14 protein-coding genes are annotated in these 17,536 nt (G+C 73.5%); 5 read left to right on the top strand and 9 right to left on the bottom strand.

Annotation, left to right across the window (positions count from 1 at the left end):
* Positions 1-22: 22 nt before the first annotated feature.
* From nirD to ACTWQH_RS16475, 3 genes are read right to left on the bottom strand one after another with little or no spacing between them, the layout of a single operon-like run.
* Complete coding sequence (gene nirD / locus ACTWQH_RS16485) at positions 23-379, bottom strand: nitrite reductase small subunit NirD (protein ID WP_443287308.1); 357 nt, start codon at positions 377-379, stop codon at positions 23-25.
* Positions 379-2,982 (bottom strand): nitrite reductase large subunit NirB, encoded by a 2,604-nt coding sequence (gene nirB / locus ACTWQH_RS16480; RefSeq protein ID WP_443287307.1) that lies wholly within the window; start codon positions 2,980-2,982, stop codon positions 379-381. Before nirB ends, nirD begins: the two co-directional genes overlap by 1 nt.
* 3 nt (positions 2,983-2,985) lie before the next feature.
* Positions 2,986-4,380 carry an NAD(P)/FAD-dependent oxidoreductase gene (locus ACTWQH_RS16475; RefSeq protein WP_443287306.1) on the bottom strand — a complete coding sequence of 465 codons (1,395 nt, stop codon included), beginning with the start codon at positions 4,378-4,380 and terminating at the stop codon, positions 2,986-2,988.
* A 128-nt stretch (positions 4,381-4,508) separates the two neighbouring features.
* On the opposite strand from ACTWQH_RS16475, the gene ACTWQH_RS16470 reads away from it, so the two are divergent.
* On the top strand, positions 4,509-5,534 hold the full coding sequence (locus tag ACTWQH_RS16470) for a sulfotransferase (protein ID WP_443287305.1): 1,026 nt from the start codon (positions 4,509-4,511) through the stop codon (positions 5,532-5,534).
* Positions 5,535-5,541: 7 nt separating this feature from the next.
* Here ACTWQH_RS16470 and ACTWQH_RS16465 read toward each other — a convergent pair whose 3' ends face one another.
* Positions 5,542-7,182 carry an outer membrane protein assembly factor BamB family protein gene (locus ACTWQH_RS16465; protein WP_443287304.1) on the bottom strand — a complete coding sequence of 547 codons (1,641 nt, stop codon included), beginning with the start codon at positions 7,180-7,182 and terminating at the stop codon, positions 5,542-5,544.
* Between the two features lie 337 nt (positions 7,183-7,519).
* Here ACTWQH_RS16465 and ACTWQH_RS16460 point away from each other — a divergent pair, with 337 nt between their 5' ends.
* On the top strand, positions 7,520-10,537 hold the full coding sequence (locus ACTWQH_RS16460; protein ID WP_443287303.1) for a BTAD domain-containing putative transcriptional regulator: 3,018 nt from the start codon (positions 7,520-7,522) through the stop codon (positions 10,535-10,537).
* On the opposite strand, the gene ACTWQH_RS16455 is transcribed toward ACTWQH_RS16460, so the two are convergent.
* Positions 10,471-10,902, bottom strand: coding sequence for a hypothetical protein (locus ACTWQH_RS16455; RefSeq protein WP_443287302.1), 432 nt, complete (start codon positions 10,900-10,902; stop codon positions 10,471-10,473). The two genes, ACTWQH_RS16460 and ACTWQH_RS16455, sit on opposite strands and share 67 nt — an antisense overlap.
* Before the next feature lie 103 nt (positions 10,903-11,005).
* Positions 11,006-11,794 (bottom strand): hypothetical protein, encoded by a 789-nt coding sequence (locus ACTWQH_RS16450; RefSeq protein ID WP_443287301.1) that lies wholly within the window; start codon positions 11,792-11,794, stop codon positions 11,006-11,008.
* Between the two features lie 153 nt (positions 11,795-11,947).
* On the opposite strand from ACTWQH_RS16450, the gene ACTWQH_RS16445 reads away from it, so the two are divergent.
* From ACTWQH_RS16445 to ACTWQH_RS16435, 3 genes are read left to right on the top strand one after another with little or no spacing between them, the layout of a single operon-like run.
* Entirely contained in the window at positions 11,948-12,592 is a 645-nt protein-coding gene (locus ACTWQH_RS16445) for an SIMPL domain-containing protein (RefSeq protein ID WP_443287299.1), read from the top strand.
* Positions 12,593-12,604: 12 nt separating this feature from the next.
* On the top strand, positions 12,605-13,666 hold the full coding sequence (locus ACTWQH_RS16440; RefSeq protein ID WP_443287298.1) for a hypothetical protein: 1,062 nt from the start codon (positions 12,605-12,607) through the stop codon (positions 13,664-13,666).
* A gap of 8 nt (positions 13,667-13,674) precedes the next feature.
* Complete coding sequence (locus tag ACTWQH_RS16435; protein ID WP_443287297.1) at positions 13,675-14,541, top strand: GNAT family N-acetyltransferase; 867 nt, start codon at positions 13,675-13,677, stop codon at positions 14,539-14,541.
* Between the two features lie 18 nt (positions 14,542-14,559).
* On the opposite strand, the gene ACTWQH_RS16430 is transcribed toward ACTWQH_RS16435, so the two are convergent.
* The 3 genes from ACTWQH_RS16430 to ACTWQH_RS16420 form a co-directional block, all read right to left on the bottom strand.
* Positions 14,560-15,585, bottom strand: a complete 1,026-nt coding sequence (locus ACTWQH_RS16430) for an adenosine deaminase family protein (protein WP_443287296.1) — start codon at positions 15,583-15,585, stop codon at positions 14,560-14,562.
* Between the two features lie 67 nt (positions 15,586-15,652).
* Positions 15,653-16,585: an aminoglycoside phosphotransferase family protein gene (locus ACTWQH_RS16425; protein ID WP_443287295.1), complete on the bottom strand. Its 933-nt coding sequence runs from the start codon at positions 16,583-16,585 to the stop codon at positions 15,653-15,655.
* A gap of 39 nt (positions 16,586-16,624) precedes the next feature.
* The gene (locus ACTWQH_RS16420) at positions 16,625-17,527 is read right to left on the bottom strand and encodes a WD40 repeat domain-containing protein (protein WP_443287294.1); all 903 of its coding nucleotides are present in this window, start codon (positions 17,525-17,527) and stop codon (positions 16,625-16,627) included.
* Positions 17,528-17,536 lie beyond the last annotated feature (9 nt).

The following is a 17,536-nucleotide window of genomic DNA, read 5'->3' as shown; positions in this document are numbered from 1 at the left end:
ACCCCGGGCACTCACCCGGGGGTCAGGCGCCGCCGTCAGCCGCCTGCCGCCTGCGGGTGGCGAAGACCGGGACCGTCTTCGACTCGTCCTCCTCGTCGAGGCAGCGGCCGTCGACCAGGTCGAAGCGCTGCTTCAGCAGCGGCGAGGCCACGAACGGCCGCCCCTCGTTGCCCGTCGAGCCGAGCAGCCCCCGCGCCAGCACGTACGCCCCCGTGAACGGGTCGCGGTTGCCGACGGCGTACGTCCGGCCCGACCGGTCGAGGAAGACCGCGATCTGCCGGCCGTCCGGCAGCACCGCCGCCACCCCCCGCCCCGGCGTCAGGTCGTCAACGTCGCACACCGCGACCCAGCGGCCCTCCTCGCACTCCACCTCGACCATCAGCGGGAACTCCCTTCCAGCGTGCGGACCGGAATCTCCGGGCCCGCCAGGATCGTCAGGTCCGGCTTCACCTGGTCCCGTTCGGGCACGAACTGCACCGTCGGGTCCGGCGCCTCGGGGGCGTTGACGAAGGACACGAAACGCCGCAGCTTCTCCGGGTCGTTGATGGTCTCCGCCCACTCGTCGCGGTAGTTCGCGACGTGCGCCGCCATCAGCGCCTCCAGTTCCTCGCAGATGCCCAGCGAGTCGTGCACCACCACGTCCTTCAGGTGGTCCAGGCCCCCCTCCAGCCGCTCCAGCCACACCGAGGTGCGCTCCAGCCGGTCCGCGGTGCGGATGTAGAACATCAGGAACCGGTCGATCAGCCGCACCAGCTCCGCGTCCGACAGGTCCTGCGCCAGCAGGTCCGCGTGGCGCGGCGTGGCGCCGCCGTTGCCGCAGACGTACAGGTTCCAGCCGTTGGCGGTGGCGATGACCCCGAAGTCCTTGCCCTGGGCCTCCGCGCACTCCCGCGCGCACCCGCTGACCGCCGACTTCAGCTTGTGCGGCGAGCGCAGCCCCCGGTAGCGCAGCTCCAGGTCGATCGCCATCCGCACGCTGTCCTGCACCCCGTACCGGCACCACGTCGACCCCACGCAGGACTTGACCGTCCGCAGCGCCTTGCCGTAGGCGTGCCCCGACTCGAAGCCCGCCGCCACCAGCCGCGCCCAGATCGCGGGCAGCTGGTCCACGCGGGCGCCGAACAAGTCGATCCGCTGCCCGCCGGTGATCTTCGTGTACAGCCCGAAGTCCCGCGCCACCTCGCCGATCACGATCAGCTTCTCCGGCGTGATCTCCCCGCCCGGCACGCGCGGCACGATCGAGTACGAGCCGTTCTTCTGCATGTTGGCGAGGAAGTGGTCGTTGGTGTCCTGCAACGCCGCCTGCTCGCCGTCGAGCACGTACCCGTCGGCGCCGATCGCCGGGGCGAGCGAGGCGATGATCGAGGCCACCGCCGGCTTGCAGATCTCGCAGCCCTCGCCGCCGCGCGCCTCCTCGCGGCCGTGGTGGTCCAGCAGCGCCTGGTAGGAGGTGATGCGCAGCGCCAGCACGATCTCGTACAGCTCCTGGCGGGTGTGCGCGAAGCACTTGCACAGGCCCTTGTCGACGGCGACGCCGGACGCCTCCAGCTCCTCGTTGACCAGCTGCGTCAGCACCTTCACGCAGGAGCCGCAGCCGGTGCCCGCCTTGGTGCACTTCTTCACCTCGGGCACGTTGCCGCAGGAGTGCTCGGTGACGGCCGCGCGGATCTCGCCCTTGGAGACGTTGTGGCAGTTGCAGATCACGGCCGAGTCCGGCAGGGCGCCCGGGCCGATCGCGGTGGGCGGGGCGAGCCCGGCGGGCAGCACCAGCTGCTCCGGCGACGCCGGCGGCACCGAGCCCGTCAGCGGGCGCAGCAGCCCGTACTGCTCGGCGTCGCCGACCAGCACACCGCCCAGCAGCGTGCCGTCCTTGGCGATCACCAGCTTCTTGTAGACGCCCGCACGCGAGTCGGAGTAGACCACGTCGAGACAGTCCTCGCTGCGGCCGTGCGCGTCACCGAAGGAGGCCACGTCCACGCCCAGCAGCTTCAGCTTGGTGGAGGTGTCCGCGCTGGTGAACCCCGTGCCTTCGCGCTCGGCGATCGTGTCGGCCGCCGTGGCCGCCATCTCGTAGCCGGGCGCCACCAGCCCGTACACCATGCCGTCCACCGCCCGCGCGCACTCGCCGATGGCGTACACCGCCGGGTCGCTCACGGTCCGGCACCGCTCGTCGATCACGACGCCGCCGCGCTCGCCGACCTCGAAGCAGGCCTCTCGCGCCAGCTGGTCCCTCGGCCGCACCCCGGCCGAGAAGATCACCAGGTCGGTGGCGATCTCCGACTCGTCCGACAGCCGCATGCCGCGCACCGCGCCGTCCTCGCCGACCGTGATCTCCTGGCCGGCCACGCCGGTGTGGACCAGCAGGCCCATCTCCTCCACGGTGCGCTGCAGCGCCGCGCCGCCGCCCTCGTCGACCTGGATCGCCATCAGCCGCGGGTTGAACTCCACGATGTGGGTCTCGATTCCCAGGCCCTTCAGCGCCCCGGCGGCCTCCAGGCCGAGGAGCCCGCCGCCCACCACGATGCCGGTGCCGGCGCCGGCCTTGGCGTACGCCTCGATGTCCTGGAGGTCCTCGATCGTGCGGTAGACGAAGCACCCGGTCGCGTCCTTGCCGGGGACGGGCGGCACGAAGGGGTAGGAGCCGGTGGCCAGCACCAGGGTGTCGTAGCCGACGGTCAGGCCCGAGCGGGCGGTGACGGTGCGCGCCTCGCGGTCGATGGCCACCGCCGGGTCCCCGAGGCGCAGCTCGATGCCGTGCCGCTCCATGAAGCCGTCCTCGACCATCGACAGCTCCTCGGGCGTGGTGCCCGAGAAGTACGAGGTGAGGTTGACCCGGTCGTACGCCGGGCGCGGCTCCTCGCACAGCACCACCACTCGGGCGCGTTCGGTCACGCCCCGGTCGGCCAGCTCCTCGAGGAAGCGCTGCCCCACCATGCCGTGCCCGACCAGCACGATCGTCTCGGCCGTCTCAACCGTGGACATGTATTACAACCCTCCGTGATGGGCATCGTGGGTGAGCAGATGCAGCAGTGGGGCGGTGGCGGGCAGCGGCTCGTCGCCCTCCCAGGTGCGCGCCAGCGTGCCGACGCTGCCGAGGTCGCCCAGCAGGATCCCGCCCCGCAGCCGGTCGCCCCGGACGACGATCTTGCGGTACGCCCCCCGGGTGGCGTCGGCCAGCTGCACGACGTCGTCGCCGGGCGCGGGCGTGATGTCGCCGAACGCGGCGATGTCGAGCGGCGCGCCGCCCCCCAGGGTCAGCCGGACCAGCGCCCGCGTGCCCGCGTAGCGGGGGCCGCCGTCGCCCGCCAGGAGGACGCGGGCCAGCACGTCCGCCTGTTCCTGAGCGGCCCCCGCCAGTCCGTAGAGCACGCCGTCGTGCTCGGCGCAGTCGCCCAGGGCGTACACGCTCGGGTCGGACGTGCGCAGCTGGTCGTCGACGAGGACGCCGCCACGGCTCGCGATCGCGAGCCCGGCGGCGCGGGCGAGGCCCGTGCGGGGCCGCACGCCGCAGGCCAGCACGACGAGACCGGCGTCCAGCCGGAAGCCGTCCGCGAGCTCGACGCCGCGGACCTGCCGGGGGGCTTCGCCCCCCGTGCCCCCCGCTGGGGAGGGTGCGGGCCGTTGCCTGCCGCCCGCTGGTGTGCCCACCCTCCGTCCCTGGCGGAGACTGCCCACACCCCCGGAGGGGGTGGGCGGGTCGGTCCGCAGGCCGCGGACGCGGCACTCCGTGTGGACCTCCACGCCGAGCTCCGTCAGGTGCGCCCGCAGCAGCGCGGACGCTCCGGCGTCCAGGTGGCGTTCCATCAGGTGCTCGCCCTGGTGCGCCAGCACCACGCGCGCCCCGCGCCCGGCCAGCGCGCGGGCCGCCGACACCCCCAGCAGCCCGCCGCCGATGACGACGGCCTGCCGGGCGCCGCCGCGCACCGCCTCGTCCAGCGCCACGCAGTCGTCCAGGTTCCGGAAGGCGTGCACGCCCTCGGGCAGGTCGCCGCCGTCCGGAGGGAACATCCCGTGCAGCGGCGGCAGCACCGGGTTGGACCCGGTCGCCAGCACCAGCACGTCGTACGCGACCACCCGGCCGTCGTCGCATACGACCTGCCCGCCACTCCCGCGCCCGCGCCCGCCCGGCCCGGCGCGGTCGATGCGCACCACCCGGACCCCGGACAGCCACGCCACGCCCTCGGCCGGGCGCGGCAGCGCGATCACCTCGGGCTCGTACTGCCCGGCCAGCACCTCCGCGAGCAGCACCCTGTTGTACGCCGCGTGCGGCTCCTCGCCGATGACCGTCACCGCCAGGCCCGGCGCGCCGCCGATCTGCTGCGCGAGCCGGGCGCCGGCCATGCCGCCGCCGACGATCACCACACGCGTTTTCGAGCTCATGCCTTGAGGGTGCGGGGAGGCTGTTACCCGGCCGCATCACATCCGTTTCCCAGAGGCAACGCTGCCCTCAGCGTGCGCACCCCGGCGATGTGAGAGTCCTGCGGAGTCCCCCGGGATACGCTGCGAGGATGCGTTCCCCGGCCTTCCCCCTCACCTTCGTCGTCGGCACCGGTCGCAGTGGATCGACGACACTCTCGCGCATCCTCAACCTGCACCCGGACGCGCTGAGCCTGAACGAGCTGCTGGCCTCGCTCGTCGAACCCTCCCGCGCGCTGCCGCCGGAAACCATGACCGGGGCGGAATTCTGGCGGATCTTAGCGGAGCCGAGCCCGTTCTTCGACCGCATGATCCGCAGCGGCGCCCCGCTCCCGGAGTTCCTCGACCCCCGCCCCGGCATCCCGGCGCTCGGCCTGATGGTGCTGCCGCACCTCACCGGCGAAACCGGCGAAACCGGCGCGCTCCACGAGGAGCTGGGCCGTGAGATCGCCACCTGGCCGCGCCGCCCGGCCCGCGAGCACCACCTGGCGTTCTTCGACTGGCTGCGCGCCCGCTTCGGCCGCACCGCCGTGATCGAGCGCTCCGGCTACTCCGTCCACTGGATCCCGGCGCTGCGCGAGGCGTTCCCCACCGCCCGCTTCGTCCACCTCCACCGCGAGGGCCCGGACTGCGCCGTGTCGATGAGCCGCCACCCCGGCTACCGGCTCATCGCCCAGCTCCACGAGATGTACGAACTGCTGGGCATCGCCACGCTCGCCGAGCTGACCGAGGATCACGTCCGCTCCCTGCCGCCCGACCTCGCCGCGCTGCTCGGCGACCGCTTCGACGCGTCCCTGATCTGGGACCGCGACATCCCGATCACCCGCTTCGGGGCGCTGTGGTCGCAGATCGTCACCGAGGGCGTCGAGCACCTGTCCGCCGTCCTGGACGAGCAGCGCACCACCCTCTCCTACGAGGACCTGCTCGACGCCACCGACGACGAACTCGCCCGCCTGGCGGCGTTCGCGGGCCTGGACCCGAGCCCCGCCTGGCTCGACGCCGCCCGCCCGCTGCTGGACGCCACCCGTCGCGAGCTGGCCGCCCGCAGCCTGCCGCCGAAGGAGCTGGCGGAGCTGCGGGCGGCCTGTGAGCCAGGGACGGCGGCCCTGGCGGCTTAGACGACTGCTACGGCGCGTTCCCGGAGTTCCCGGCGTTCCCGGCGTTCGGGTCCTTGCCGTCCGGGCCGTAGGCCGCGATGTCGTACTCCAGGGAGTAGTCCGGCGGGCTGAAGACGAGCCGCCCGTCACGGAACGCCACGAAGGCGTTGCCCGGCAGGAAGAGGCCGCCGTCGGTCCGGAACAGCGGCTCGACCTTCTGCCCGTCCGGGGAGATCCGCACCACCTGGCCGGGAAGGCTCTCGTCGAACCCGGCCTGATAGACGATCACGCCGTTCTCGTCCGCGCCGAGCACGAGCTGCCCGGAGAAGTCCTCCGCCTTGTACTGCCACGCGACCTCTCCGGTGGTGGCGTTCATCGCGGTCACGATGGGGTCGCTGAAGATCGTGCTCGGGGAGGCGTACAGCCGGTCGCCGTGGACGGCCATGCCGCCGCAGTCGTCCGGCGGGCTGTAGACCACGGTGGTCTCCCGGCACGTCCCCTGGAGCCAGGCGGAGGTGTCGTCCGCGGCGAGGCCGGTGGTCTCGATGGGCACCTGGCCGGTGATCTGCCCCTGGTCGATGAAGGCCAGCTCCAGCTCCCCGCCGAACTCCTCGTCGCGCAGGGTGACCACCAGCGGGGAGGTGCTGTTGATCTTCTCCAGCCACCGGCCCTCGGGGAGGTCGAGGCTCCACAGCGTCTCCCCGGTGGCCGGGTCGATCTCCTCCAGCCGCGAGAAGGGCGGGCTCAACGCCCCGCTCGCGGCGTCGTTCACCGTGGCGCAGGTGCGCTGCCTGATCAGCGCCTCGCCGCCGACGACGGCGGTCACGGCGCAGACCTCGTCGCCGTTCACGACGTCAATCTCGAACTCCTCGAACGCCCCCTGGTAGTTGAGCGCCTCACCCAGCGCGTCGTAGCCGGCGATGGCCGAGTCGATCTCCTCGCCGTCCGCCACGCTGTGCACGCTCCAGCCGCCGAGGGTCTGGACGGCGTAGGAGGAGCCCGCCATCGCGATGTGGAAGCTGAGGGGGTTCCCGTTGGGCTCCAGCGGCCGGCTCCAGCCCTGCTCGCCGGTGTTCAGGTCGATCTGGGTGATGTTCTGCCCGCAGTTGCTCTCCCCGTGGCCGACGACGAGCAGGCCCTCGGCGGTGGCGTTGCTCGGCGCGCAGAGGTGCTCGCCCTCCAGCTCCAGGGTCCACGCCTCGGAGCCGTCGGCCATGGCGTAGGCGGTGAGCGTGGTGCCGGTGGCCTTGACGACGGTGTCGCCCACCGGCCAGAAGCCCATGGGGCTCTTGCCGTCGTCCACGCCCTCCTCGTTGACCGACCACATCCGGCCGCCGGGGAGGTTGGGGTCGACCGCCGCGGGCCGGCCGCCGTCGCTGTCGTCCTCGCCGGAGCCGAGCACCATCCACGCGCCCACGCCCGCCAGCGCGAGCACGAGGATGACGGCGAGCACGGCGAACGCGGGCTTCTTGCTGCCGCGCCGGTGCCCGCCGGGCGGGGGCGGCGGCGGATACGCCCCGTTCGGCGGATGCGGCGGCGCCGGATAGGGCGCCTGGGGCGGCGGCCCGCCGTACGGGTTCTGCTGCGGCTGCGGCTGGTAGGGCTGCGGCGGGATGGGCTGCGGCTGGTTGGGCTGGGACCCGGGTGGTGAGTAGTAACCGCCTGACATGGGGCACTTCCTGAGTGGTTGATCGGTGAGTGGTCCGGGGGAGGCGTGCGCCGCCGCGCCGCGCTGCCGCAGCCCGTCGGCGATGTCCCGCACCAGCCGCCTGTCGAGGCCCCGTCGTGCGTTCTTGCCGGGCCGACGGCACGTGTGCCCCGTCGGCCCGGCATCCCCCGTGAGGCATCCGCCGGATGGCGGCCGGCGGAGGTGATGCCCTCAACAGCAAGGATCGCGGTGACGCTTTCATCTCACTTTCATGGCGGGCACAACGTTCGGCACCGGCCCGCGACCGGGTGCGCCAGACTGAGGGCCCCCTATGGCGGAGGGAGCTGGCTGAACGGCCATGGATTTCTTGGTGCTCGGGCCGGTGAAGATCCGGTGGGAGGGGCGTTCGGAGGCGCTGTCGGGGCGGCTGCGGCGCACCCTGCTGGGCCTGCTGCTGGCGCGGGCGAACCAGGCGGTGCCGGCGGACGTGCTGACCGACGCGCTGTGGGGGGAGCGGGCGGACGAGCGGGCCGGGCAGCGGCTGCACCTCCACGTGCACCGGCTGCGGGGCCTGCTGGGCGAGCCGGACCGGATCGCCTTCGGCCCGGACGGGTACCGGCTGCGGGTGGAGGCCGGGGAACTGGACGCGGAGCGTTTCGAGTCGCTGGTGGGGGAGGGGCTTGAGCAGGTCGGCCGGGATCCGGGGCGGGCGGTGGAGGTGCTGCGCCGGGCGGTGGGCCTGTGGCGGGGGACTCCGTTCCCGGATCTGGACGTCCCGCAGCTGGACGACTGGACGCACCGGCTGGCCGAGCGGCGGCTGGTGGCGTACGAGGCGCTGTACGAGGCCGAGCTGGCGCGCGGTCCCGGCGGGGCGGTGATCGGGCAGCTGGCCGGGCTGGTGCGGGATCATCCGCTGCGGGAGCGGCTGCACGGGCTGCTGATGGTGGCGCTGTACCGGTCGGGGCGGCAGGCCGAGGCGCTGGCGGCGTACCGGGCGGCCCGGGAACGGCTGGTGGAGGAGCTGGGCCTGGAGCCGGGGCCGGAGCTGCGGGAGCTGGAACGCCGCATGCTGGCCGGCGAGCCCGTGGATGTCGGTGGGGAGGAACAGTCACAGGTAGGCGTTCCACCCGCGCAGCTCCCGGGGGACGTGGCCGGGTTCGTGGGGCGGGAGGCCGAACTGACGGAGCTGGACGCACTCCTCACGGACCGGGGCACGGTGGTGGTCTCGGCGGTGGCGGGGACGGCGGGGGTGGGGAAGACGGCGCTGGCGGTGCGGTGGGCGCACCGGGTGCGCCACCTCTTCCCCGACGGGCAGCTGTACGTGGACCTCCGCGGCTACGGCCCGGACCAGCCGGTGACGCCGGAGGACGCGCTCGGCGGCTTCCTGCGGGCGCTGGGCCAGGAGGGCGTGTCGATCCCGCAGGACCTGGCCGAGCGGGCGGCCCGGTTCCGCACCCTGGCGGACGGCCGCCGGATGCTGGTCGTGCTGGACAACGCCCACAGCGTGGAGCACGTGCGGCCGCTGCTCCCGGGCAGCCAGACCTGCTTCGCCGTCATCACCAGCCGGGACGCGCTGGCCGGGCTGGTGGCCCGCGAGGGCGCGCACCGCGTCAGCCTGGACCGGCTGCCCCTGGCGGACGCCGGCGGCCTGCTGCGCGAGGCGCTCGGCGAGGACCGCGTGGCGGCCGAGCCCGAGGCGGCCGACGCGCTGATCGAGCGGTGCGCCCGGCTGCCCCTCGCCCTGCGCATCACCGCCGAACTGGCCAGATCCCAGCCCACCCGCTCCCTCGCCGACCTGGCCGCCGAACTCGCCGGCCAGCAGGACGCACTCGACCTCCTGGACATCGACGGCGACCCGCACACCGCCGTCCGCACGGTGTTCTCCTGGTCCTACCGGCGGCTGGACACGGCCGTCGCCCGCGTGTTCCGGCTGCTGGGCCTGCACCCCGGGCACGACGCGGACGCCTACGCCGTGGCGGCCATGGCCGGCGGCGGGTGGCGGGAGACGCGCCGGGCGCTGACGGTGCTGCTGCGGGCCCACCTGATCGACCAGACCTCCGGCGGCCGGCACCAGCCGCACGACCTGCTGCGCGCGTACGCCGCCGAGCTGTGCGAGGACGTCGACGACCAGGGCGAGCGCGAGAACGCCCTGGCCCGGCTGCGCGACTACTACCTGTCCACCGCCTCCACGGCCATGGACACCACCACCCCCCACGAGGCGTACCGGCGACCCAAGGTGCCCGCCTGGGGCGGCGAGGCGCCCCCGCTCGCCTCTCGCGACCACGCCCTGCGCTGGCTGGACGCCGAACGCGCCAACCTGCTGGAGGTCACTCGCCACGGCGACGCGGCGTTCACCATCGCCATGTCGGGAACCATCTGGCGCTACCTCGACATCGGCGGCTACTACGACGAGGCGATCAGCCTCTTCCCCCGGGTGATCCAGGCCGCCCAGGCCACCGGCGACCGCCTCGCGGAGGCCAACACGCGCGTGAGCCTGGGCCTGGCCATCCACCGGAGGGGCGCGGACCACGACGCCGCGGTCGGCCATCTCGAACGGGCGAAGATCCTCTACGAGGAGGCGGGAGATCGAGACGCGCAGGCCCAGGCGGTGAACGCTCTCGGCGTCATGTACGGGAGGAGGGGCGAGCTGGCCGAGTCCGTGCGCCAGTTCAAGCTGGTGCTGGAACTGATCGGCCCAGACGGACCATGGCCACGCCGCCGCGCGGCCATGAGCAACATCGGAAACAGCCTGAAGGACCTCGGCCGGTACGAGGAGGCCCTCCGCTACGTCGAGGACGCCCTCCACCTCAGCGAGCAGAACGGCGACGACACCAACGCGTCCAACGCGCTCATCGGCATCGCCGAACTGCACGTGGCGATGGGCCGGGACGACGAGGCGCGCGCGTGCGCCCGCCGTGGCCTGTCCCTCGCCCGCAAGACCGGTTATCGCGTCGTTGAAACGGACTGCCTGCGCTTTCTCGGCACCATGTGCCGGAAACAGGGTGACCTGGAACAGGCGCTGCGCCACCACGACGAGGCGCTGACGGTGGCCCGCGCCGTGGGCGACACCCACATGCTCATCGAGGCACTCAACGAGCTGGCGACCACCCACGCGGCCACGGGAAACCCGGCCGCGGCCCTGCGCCTGCACGACGAGGCACTGGCCGTGGCCGTCGAAGCGGGCTACGGCCGAGCGCAGGCCAGCACCCACGCGTGCATCGCCGCTCTCCGCGCCGGCCTCGGCGAGCCGGACGCGGCCCGCGAGCACTGGCGCGAGGCGCTGAGCCGCTACGAGGAACTCGGCCTGCCTCAGGCGGCCGAGATGCGGGCGCGACTGGCGGAGCCGGAGACGGGGATCCGCTCCCGCCCGGCGTAGGTGCCGGTCGTCTCCGCCAGGGACCGGCCGTCCCTGGTGAAGCGGCTCACCCGCAGCGTGTCGCCCCGCGAGAGCCGGACGCGGCACGTCGCGTCATAGCCGAAGAGCCGCAGCAGGGCGCCGCCCCGGCCGGAGACGGTGACCCCGTCGATGTCCTGCCAGGGGATGGCCGTGGTGACCCCGGCGCGGCGGTAGACCAGGCCGCGCTCGCGGACGGCGAACACCTCGCCGCCCAGACGGCGGTAGCGCAGTCCGTAGGTGACGCCCCGCCACAGGCCCAGGAGCCCGAGCGCGATCAGGGGCACGCCGATATACGCAGGGCCGGAGGCCAGGAGCGTCACCACGCCCGCGCACGTGCCGAGCACGCCGGCGAGCAGGCCGCGCAGCGCGATGCGCTGAGAATCGCGCGGGCCCGGTCCGGAAACCGGGCCCGCGCCGACTCGCGCCGTCTCGCGTCTGCTCGCCTCGTCAGAGGACGACCGTCGCCGTGGGCTCCTGGCCGGAGGCCGCCTGCTCCATGCGCTTGTCGAACATGGCGCTCATCGCGTCCGCCAGCTCCCAGTCGCCGAGCAGGGCCGCGTCGTCGGCGCCGCGCGCGACCGCGCCCAGGTAGGGGCCGCGCTGGACGACGGTCACCTGCGCGTCCCCGTCGGACGGCGGGGCGGTGAAGGCGATGCTGGCGTCGCCGAAGGCGTCCTCCGCCCGCATGATGTACCCGCCCTCGTCGGCCAGAGCGTCCGCGCCGGTCGCCAGGGCGTCGGCGGCGTCCGCCTCGCTGGCGTACGCCACGACCTGGAAGGAGGCGAACTCGTCCTCCGCGTCGCTGGTGAACGCGATCTGCGCCCGGTCCGTGGCGTCGGCGCACACCTCCGGGTAGTCGCCGCACAGGCTCGCGTCGCTCTCCTCCGGGCCTGCGACGGTGAAGACGGTGCCGCTCAGCGCCAGCAGGTCCGGCAGGACCGAGGAGAGCGAGACCGACGACGGGTCCGTCGGCGCCGGGTCGTCGGTGCCGGTGTCGTAGTCGTCGGTCGGCAGGTCGTCGATGTCGTAGTCGTCGTCGATGTCGTAGTCGTCGTCATCCTTGTCGACCGACGAGCCGCCGTCGCTGCCGCCGCTGTACCCGCCGCTGCTCCCTCCACCGCGCCTGCCGCTGCCGCTGCCGCTCCCGCAGGCCGTCAGCACCACGGCCAGCGCCACCACGAGCGCCGTCGCCGCGCTCAGCCTGAGCCTTAACCTCGACCGCTGCCTTGACTTCATCCCTCATCCCCCCGGGTCATCCCGTGGATCGTGTACGTCAGGGTTCGAGGACGCGGCCGCCACCGGCTCAGTTCCCGTTGTTCCGGGGCGGGTTGACGCCGTTGCCGCACTGTTGCACACCCCTGCGCCCGGCCGGGTGATTGGATGAGGGGCATGAACGGCTCCGAGTCCATCCACACTCCCTGGGGCGTCTCCGTGTTCGGCGCCGCCAGCCTGGACGCCGCGCCCGACATGGCGCGGCTGCGGCTGGCCGTCAAGGAGACGAGGAAGCGCCCGGCCGACGCCTTCGAGGTCACGCGCGGCGCGGTCACCCGCGTCCGCGCGGTGCTGCGCGGCCACGGCATCCCCGACGCGGCCGTCTCCACCTCCCGGCTGAACCTGCGCTCCACCTGGCACTTCGGCGGCAACGAGCGGAAGTTCGCCGGATACGAGTGCACCGCCTCGTTCATGATCGAGGTGCGGGACCTCGACGTGCTGGAGGCCGCGCTCGTCGACGCCGTCGAGGCCGGGGCCAACCAGGTGGAGGGCGTCGAGTTCGACGTCAGCACCAAGAAGGAACTGCGCGCGCGAGCGCGGACCGCGGCCGTGGCCGCCGCCCGCGAGAAGGCGGAGCTGTACGCCGGGGCCGCCGGCGTCCGGCTCGGCACCGTGGTCCACATCAAGGACGTGGAGCCGGAGCAGGGCGAGACCGTCTACCGGGGCTACGAGGCGGCCGCCGCGCCCGGCGGCGACAGCAATCTGACGCCCGGACAGCTCACCGTCACCGCGGCCGTGGTCCTCGGCTTCGCGATCCTCTAGCAGGCTCTGTCCATGCCCCGGCGTGTACACGGAAACCCGGCGGTGCCGCCCTGGCCGGGCAGCGAGGAGGAGCGGGCGGCGATCCGAGCCCGCGAGGCGGAGGAGCGGCGGCGGCGGGAGCGCGTGGCCGCCGCGCTGCGCGCCGCCGACCTCGCCGCCGCCGAGGCGGCGGGCTACGCCCCGGCGGCCGTCCGCGCACTCGCCCGCCGCAACGCCGAATCCCTCGACGACCTGGGGGACCTGGCCCGCCGGCTCAACGAGGCCGGGGCCCACCCCGGCCCCGGCCGCCTGTGGGACGCCATGAGTGTGGCCGACTGCATCCGCCTCATCTGGCCCCACGAGCGCCTGGCGTCCTGGCCGCGCGAGCAGGGCACCTTCCCCGGCTATCTCGGGCCGATGCGCGAGAACCTCCACATCTCCCTCCCCGCCCCGGACATCATCGGCCCGCGCCGCCACCAGTACCGCTGCACGCGGTGCGATGCCCAGTGGCCCACCGGCTGGCCCGGCACCGGGTCGGATGTCCCCGCCGCCGAGGTCCGCTGCCCCGACTGCCAGCACCCGGGCTACGGCGTCGGCGGCGCGACCGAGGAGCACAGCGTCATCGACCTGCACTGGCTGGCGTTCCGCTACGCCCCGCTGCCCGCCGACCCCTGCCCGGTCTGCGGCAGCGCCCGCGAGATGGCCGCGCGCGGCTACGCCGGCATCCCCGAGCGCGTCCTGTCCTGGTCCTGCCCCCAGGCCGACGAACTCGCCGGCCGCGGCCGCCCCGACAGCCACTTCGCCCGCTCCCTCACCCGCGCCGTCTGGGAGTCCACCGCCGCGCACTACGCCTACTGGCTCGCCGTCGACGCCCTGCGCCGCGCCGCCGCGGCGGGCGAGGTGACCGAGCTGCCCGACGGCGCGGAGTACACGGCGCTGGACGGCAGCGGCGAGCGCTGGATCTACCGCGCGAGCGCGGGCGGGGGCGGCTGGGAGCGGCAGCCGGGCCAGGCCGTGTCTCCCCCTCCCGAATGCCGGCCACGCCGGTCGGCCGGCCGGAAACCCGGTGCGGACTGGCGGCGCGGTGGTGTGTGATCGGGGGCATGACGATCGGGTTGGACACGCCGGGAGCCGACGGGCTGAGCGAGGCCGTGGGCGTGCTGCGGGAGTGGCAGGACGACGGGGCGCCGATGCAACTGCATCCGGGGGACCTGGGCTGGTTCTGGCGGTTCGGTGCGGAGGCGACGGCGGCGGCGGTCCGGATCTGGAGCCGGGACGGACGGATTCTCGCCGTCGGGCTGCTGGACGGTCCCGCGTTGTTGCGGCTCACGACCGCGCCGGACGCCCAGCGGGACGAGGAGCTGGCGCAGCGGCTGGTCCGGGACGTGACCGAGCCGGAGCGCGGCGTGCTGATGGAGGGGAAGGCGTTCGTCGAGGCGCCAACGGGCGCACTGGTCCACGATCTGCTGTCCGAGGCCGGCTGGAACGCCGACGAGCCGTGGACGCCGCTGCGCCGCGACCTCACGGAGCCGGTGAACGACCCAGGCGTGCGGATCGAGGTGATCGGCCCGGAGCAGGCGCACGTGTGGGCCGCCGTGCTGCGGGCATCGTTCGACGGGTCGACGTTCACGGAGGAGCGCTGGCATGCGATGGCGGCCGGAACGCCGTACGCCGACGCCCGGTGTCTGGCCGCGTACGACGACCGGGGCAACGCGGTGGCGGCGGTGACGGTGTGGTCGGCCGGTCCGGGGAAGCCCGGGCTGCTCGAGCCGATGGGCGTGCACCGGGACCATCGCGGTCACGGCTACGGCAAGGCGATCACCGTCGCCGCGGCGGCGGCACTCCAGGAGCTGGGCTCGTCGAGCGCGATCGTCTGCACCCCGAGCTCCAATGCCGGCGCCGTCGCCACCTACACGTCGGCCGGCTTCCGGCAACTCCCTGAGCGACGGGACCGACGCCGCGACGCGTGAGGTGCCGGGCAAGGCCGGTCAGGAAACCGGAGAGCTGCAATCCGCTCCACCACCGGCGAGCTCGCCGAGCATCGCGGACTTGCGTTCGTCCGAGGTGAACGCCGCCCGGATCGCGTTGCGGGTGAAATCGGCGAGCTGCTCCACGCTCATGCCGAGTCCGGCCGCCATGGCGTACTCCTGCTCGATCGTCGTGCTGAGCTGGACGGGATTGTCCGTGGCCAGGGTGACCGCGACGCCCGCCTCGACCAGCCGCGGCAGCGGATGCTGCTCGAGATCCGGCAGGACGCCGAAGTAGTCGTTGCACGTCAACGCGCATTCCAGCGTCACGCCCCTGTCAACGAGCAGGTGCAGCAACGCCGGGTCCGCCGCGGCGTGGATGCCGTGCCCGATTCTGGTCAGACCGGGCATGCGCGCCGCGGCGGCGATGTTGGCCGTCGACACCTCGCCCGCGTGCGCCGTGATCCCCAGACCGGCTTCGGCGAATCGCTCCGCCAGCCGGTACATGGGGGTCCAGTCCGCCTCGGTGTCGTACGGCGCGTAGAGGAAGTCGATCCCCGCCAGCCCTTCGCCGGCGGCGCGGATGCAGCCGTCGGCGAACGCGTCCACGCGATCGGGATCCTGCCCCGCGTGGATGACGATCGCCAGCGCCTCGGCGCGCAGGCGCGGATAGTCGGCACGCACCTGCTGCTCGGCCTGCCGGAACAACGACATGAAGCCGTCGCGTGTGACGACCTCACCACCGCAGCGAATCTCGACGTACCACGCGCCGGCGGCGGCGTGGTCGCGCATCAGCGCCGCGAACCGCGCGACGAACAACTCGTCGTCATCGCCGCGTTCGAGCGGAACCGGCTGCACCGACCCGATCCGCTGCAAGCGCTCCTTGCCGGGCGGAAGCTCGGCCGCCAGCCGCCGTCGCCAGGCCGCCCAGTCGTAGGGCTCCCGGCCCTCGCGCTCGGCCAGGATCAGATCGAGATAGCGAGTCGCTTCCTGATGGACGTGCAGATCGGCTTTCGGCACGCTTGCAAGGGAATCCGAGGCCTTCATCATCCCACTCTACCGGCTGGCGAGGGACCGGTGTCGTCGCTGGTCAGAGCGCCGGCAAGCTCACGATCTAGGCGGATTCCGTGAGCAGCGCCGCCAGGCGGTCGGCGAATTCGGTGAGCCGGTCCAACGCTGGCCCACCGCGGGCAATCCGGAATCCGTAACGGCGGCCCAGCAACGCATCCTGAACGGCACGGAACTGAGCCCAACGCCGCACGCGTTCGCGCTCGATTTCCGCGGCCTCGGCGAAGACGTCCAGGACGCGGTACACCGCCTTGCGCACGTCGTCCGCCTCGAGGAGCGTCAGCGCGCGCGACCTGAGCAGCGTGCCGGCGTCGTAAGCGGGATCGCCCGCGTACCCCTTGGGGTCGACGGCCAACCAGGGCTCACGGTCGGCACGCAGGATGTTCCTGGCGTGGAGATCTCCGTGAATGAGCACATCCGGCTGGGCGCGACCCAGCTCACGGACGGTCGCCAGGGCGGCGTCCACCGCGCGGCCCCGCAGCGTGTGCGTCAGCTCCTCGGCATCCTCGCGCAGCTGCTCCGCCCAGGCGTCGGCCTGCTCACTCAGCCGGGGCAGGCCGGGCGGCGCGGGGATGGCCAGCCGGCGATTGATCCGTCCTGCGACCGTGACAACCTCATCGCCGTCCTCGACCTCCGCCAGCGTCGACGCCCGGACCCGCTCCAGCAGCATCGCGAAACGTTCGTCGTCACGCTCGTGCAGCAGAACGGCTCCGCGCCCAGCCCAGGCCGCGAACGCGTCCGGCTCATGGACGTTGCCGGGGTGCGGGAACGACACCTTCAGCACAGCGGTCCCCTCGGCCCCCCGCCGCACCGGAACGATGACCCCGACACCGCCGTGCATGACCTCGCCGTCCGGCTCGCACCCCCAGCGCCCCAGCAGCTTGTCCACGATCCCGGGCAGTTCGGCGAGCCACGCCGCTCCGGGGTCACCCTCGCGCTCGACTGTGCTCCGCGCGAACGCCTCTGGTACCTCAATCATCCGGGCACCCTACGCGCCGGCGTCCCTCCCGAGCCCGGCCTATGCCCGGGTCGCCCAGAGGCGGATCGCTCCGGCCCCGCCGGCGGCGAGTGTGCGGCCGTCGGGGCTGAACGCCAGGCACAGCACCCAGCCGGTGTCGTCGCCGGGCAGTTCGTGGGACTGCGCGCCGGTGCGCGGGTCCCAGATCCGGACCACCTCGTCGCCGCAGCTGGCGAGGGCGCGGCCGTCGGGGCTGAACGCGACGGCCACGTGCCTCGGCACGTCCGCCGGCCATCCGGTGTGCGCGGTCAGCGCGTGGAGTTCCCTGCCGGTGTGCGCGTCCCAGAGGCGGACCGCCCCGGCGTCGTCGCCGCTGGCGAGGACGCGGCCGTCGGGGCTGATGGCGAGCGACGTGACCTGCGAGGCCTGCTCCGGCAATGTCAGGAGCCGTTCGCCGCTCCCGGCGCTCCAGAGGTGGGCTTCCTGGAGACCGCCGCTGGCCAGGACACGGCCGTCCGAACTGACGGCCAGGGCCGTCACGGGTGCGAGGGACTGCCTCAGCGTGCGGCGTTGCTCTCCGGTGCGGGTGTCCCAGAGGCGGATCGCCTCGTCGCCGCTGACCAGGGTGGTGCCGTCCGGGCTGAACGCCACCGATGACACGGACGCCAGCCACCCGGCGTCGCCGTCGAGCTGACGGAGGAGTTCGCCGGTGTGCGGGTCCCAGACGCGGACCACCTTGCCGCTGCCGCTGGCCAGGGTGCGCCCGTCGGGGCTGAACGCCACCGACTCCACGCGCCCGATGCGCCCGCCCATCTCGCGGAGCTGTTCCCCGCTGTGCGCGTCCCAGATGCGGATCCGCTTCTTCTCGCCGCTGGCGAGGACGCGCCTGTCGGGGCTGAACGCCACCGACTCCACGTCCTTCATGCCCTTCGCCGACAGCGTGAGGCGCGGCGTGTGATGCATCCTTGGCTC

The organism is Streptomyces sp. 6N223 (assembly GCF_052246635.1).
Lineage (GTDB): Bacteria > Actinomycetota > Actinomycetes > Streptomycetales > Streptomycetaceae > Streptomyces.
This window is presented reverse-complemented; position numbering and strand designations above follow the sequence as displayed.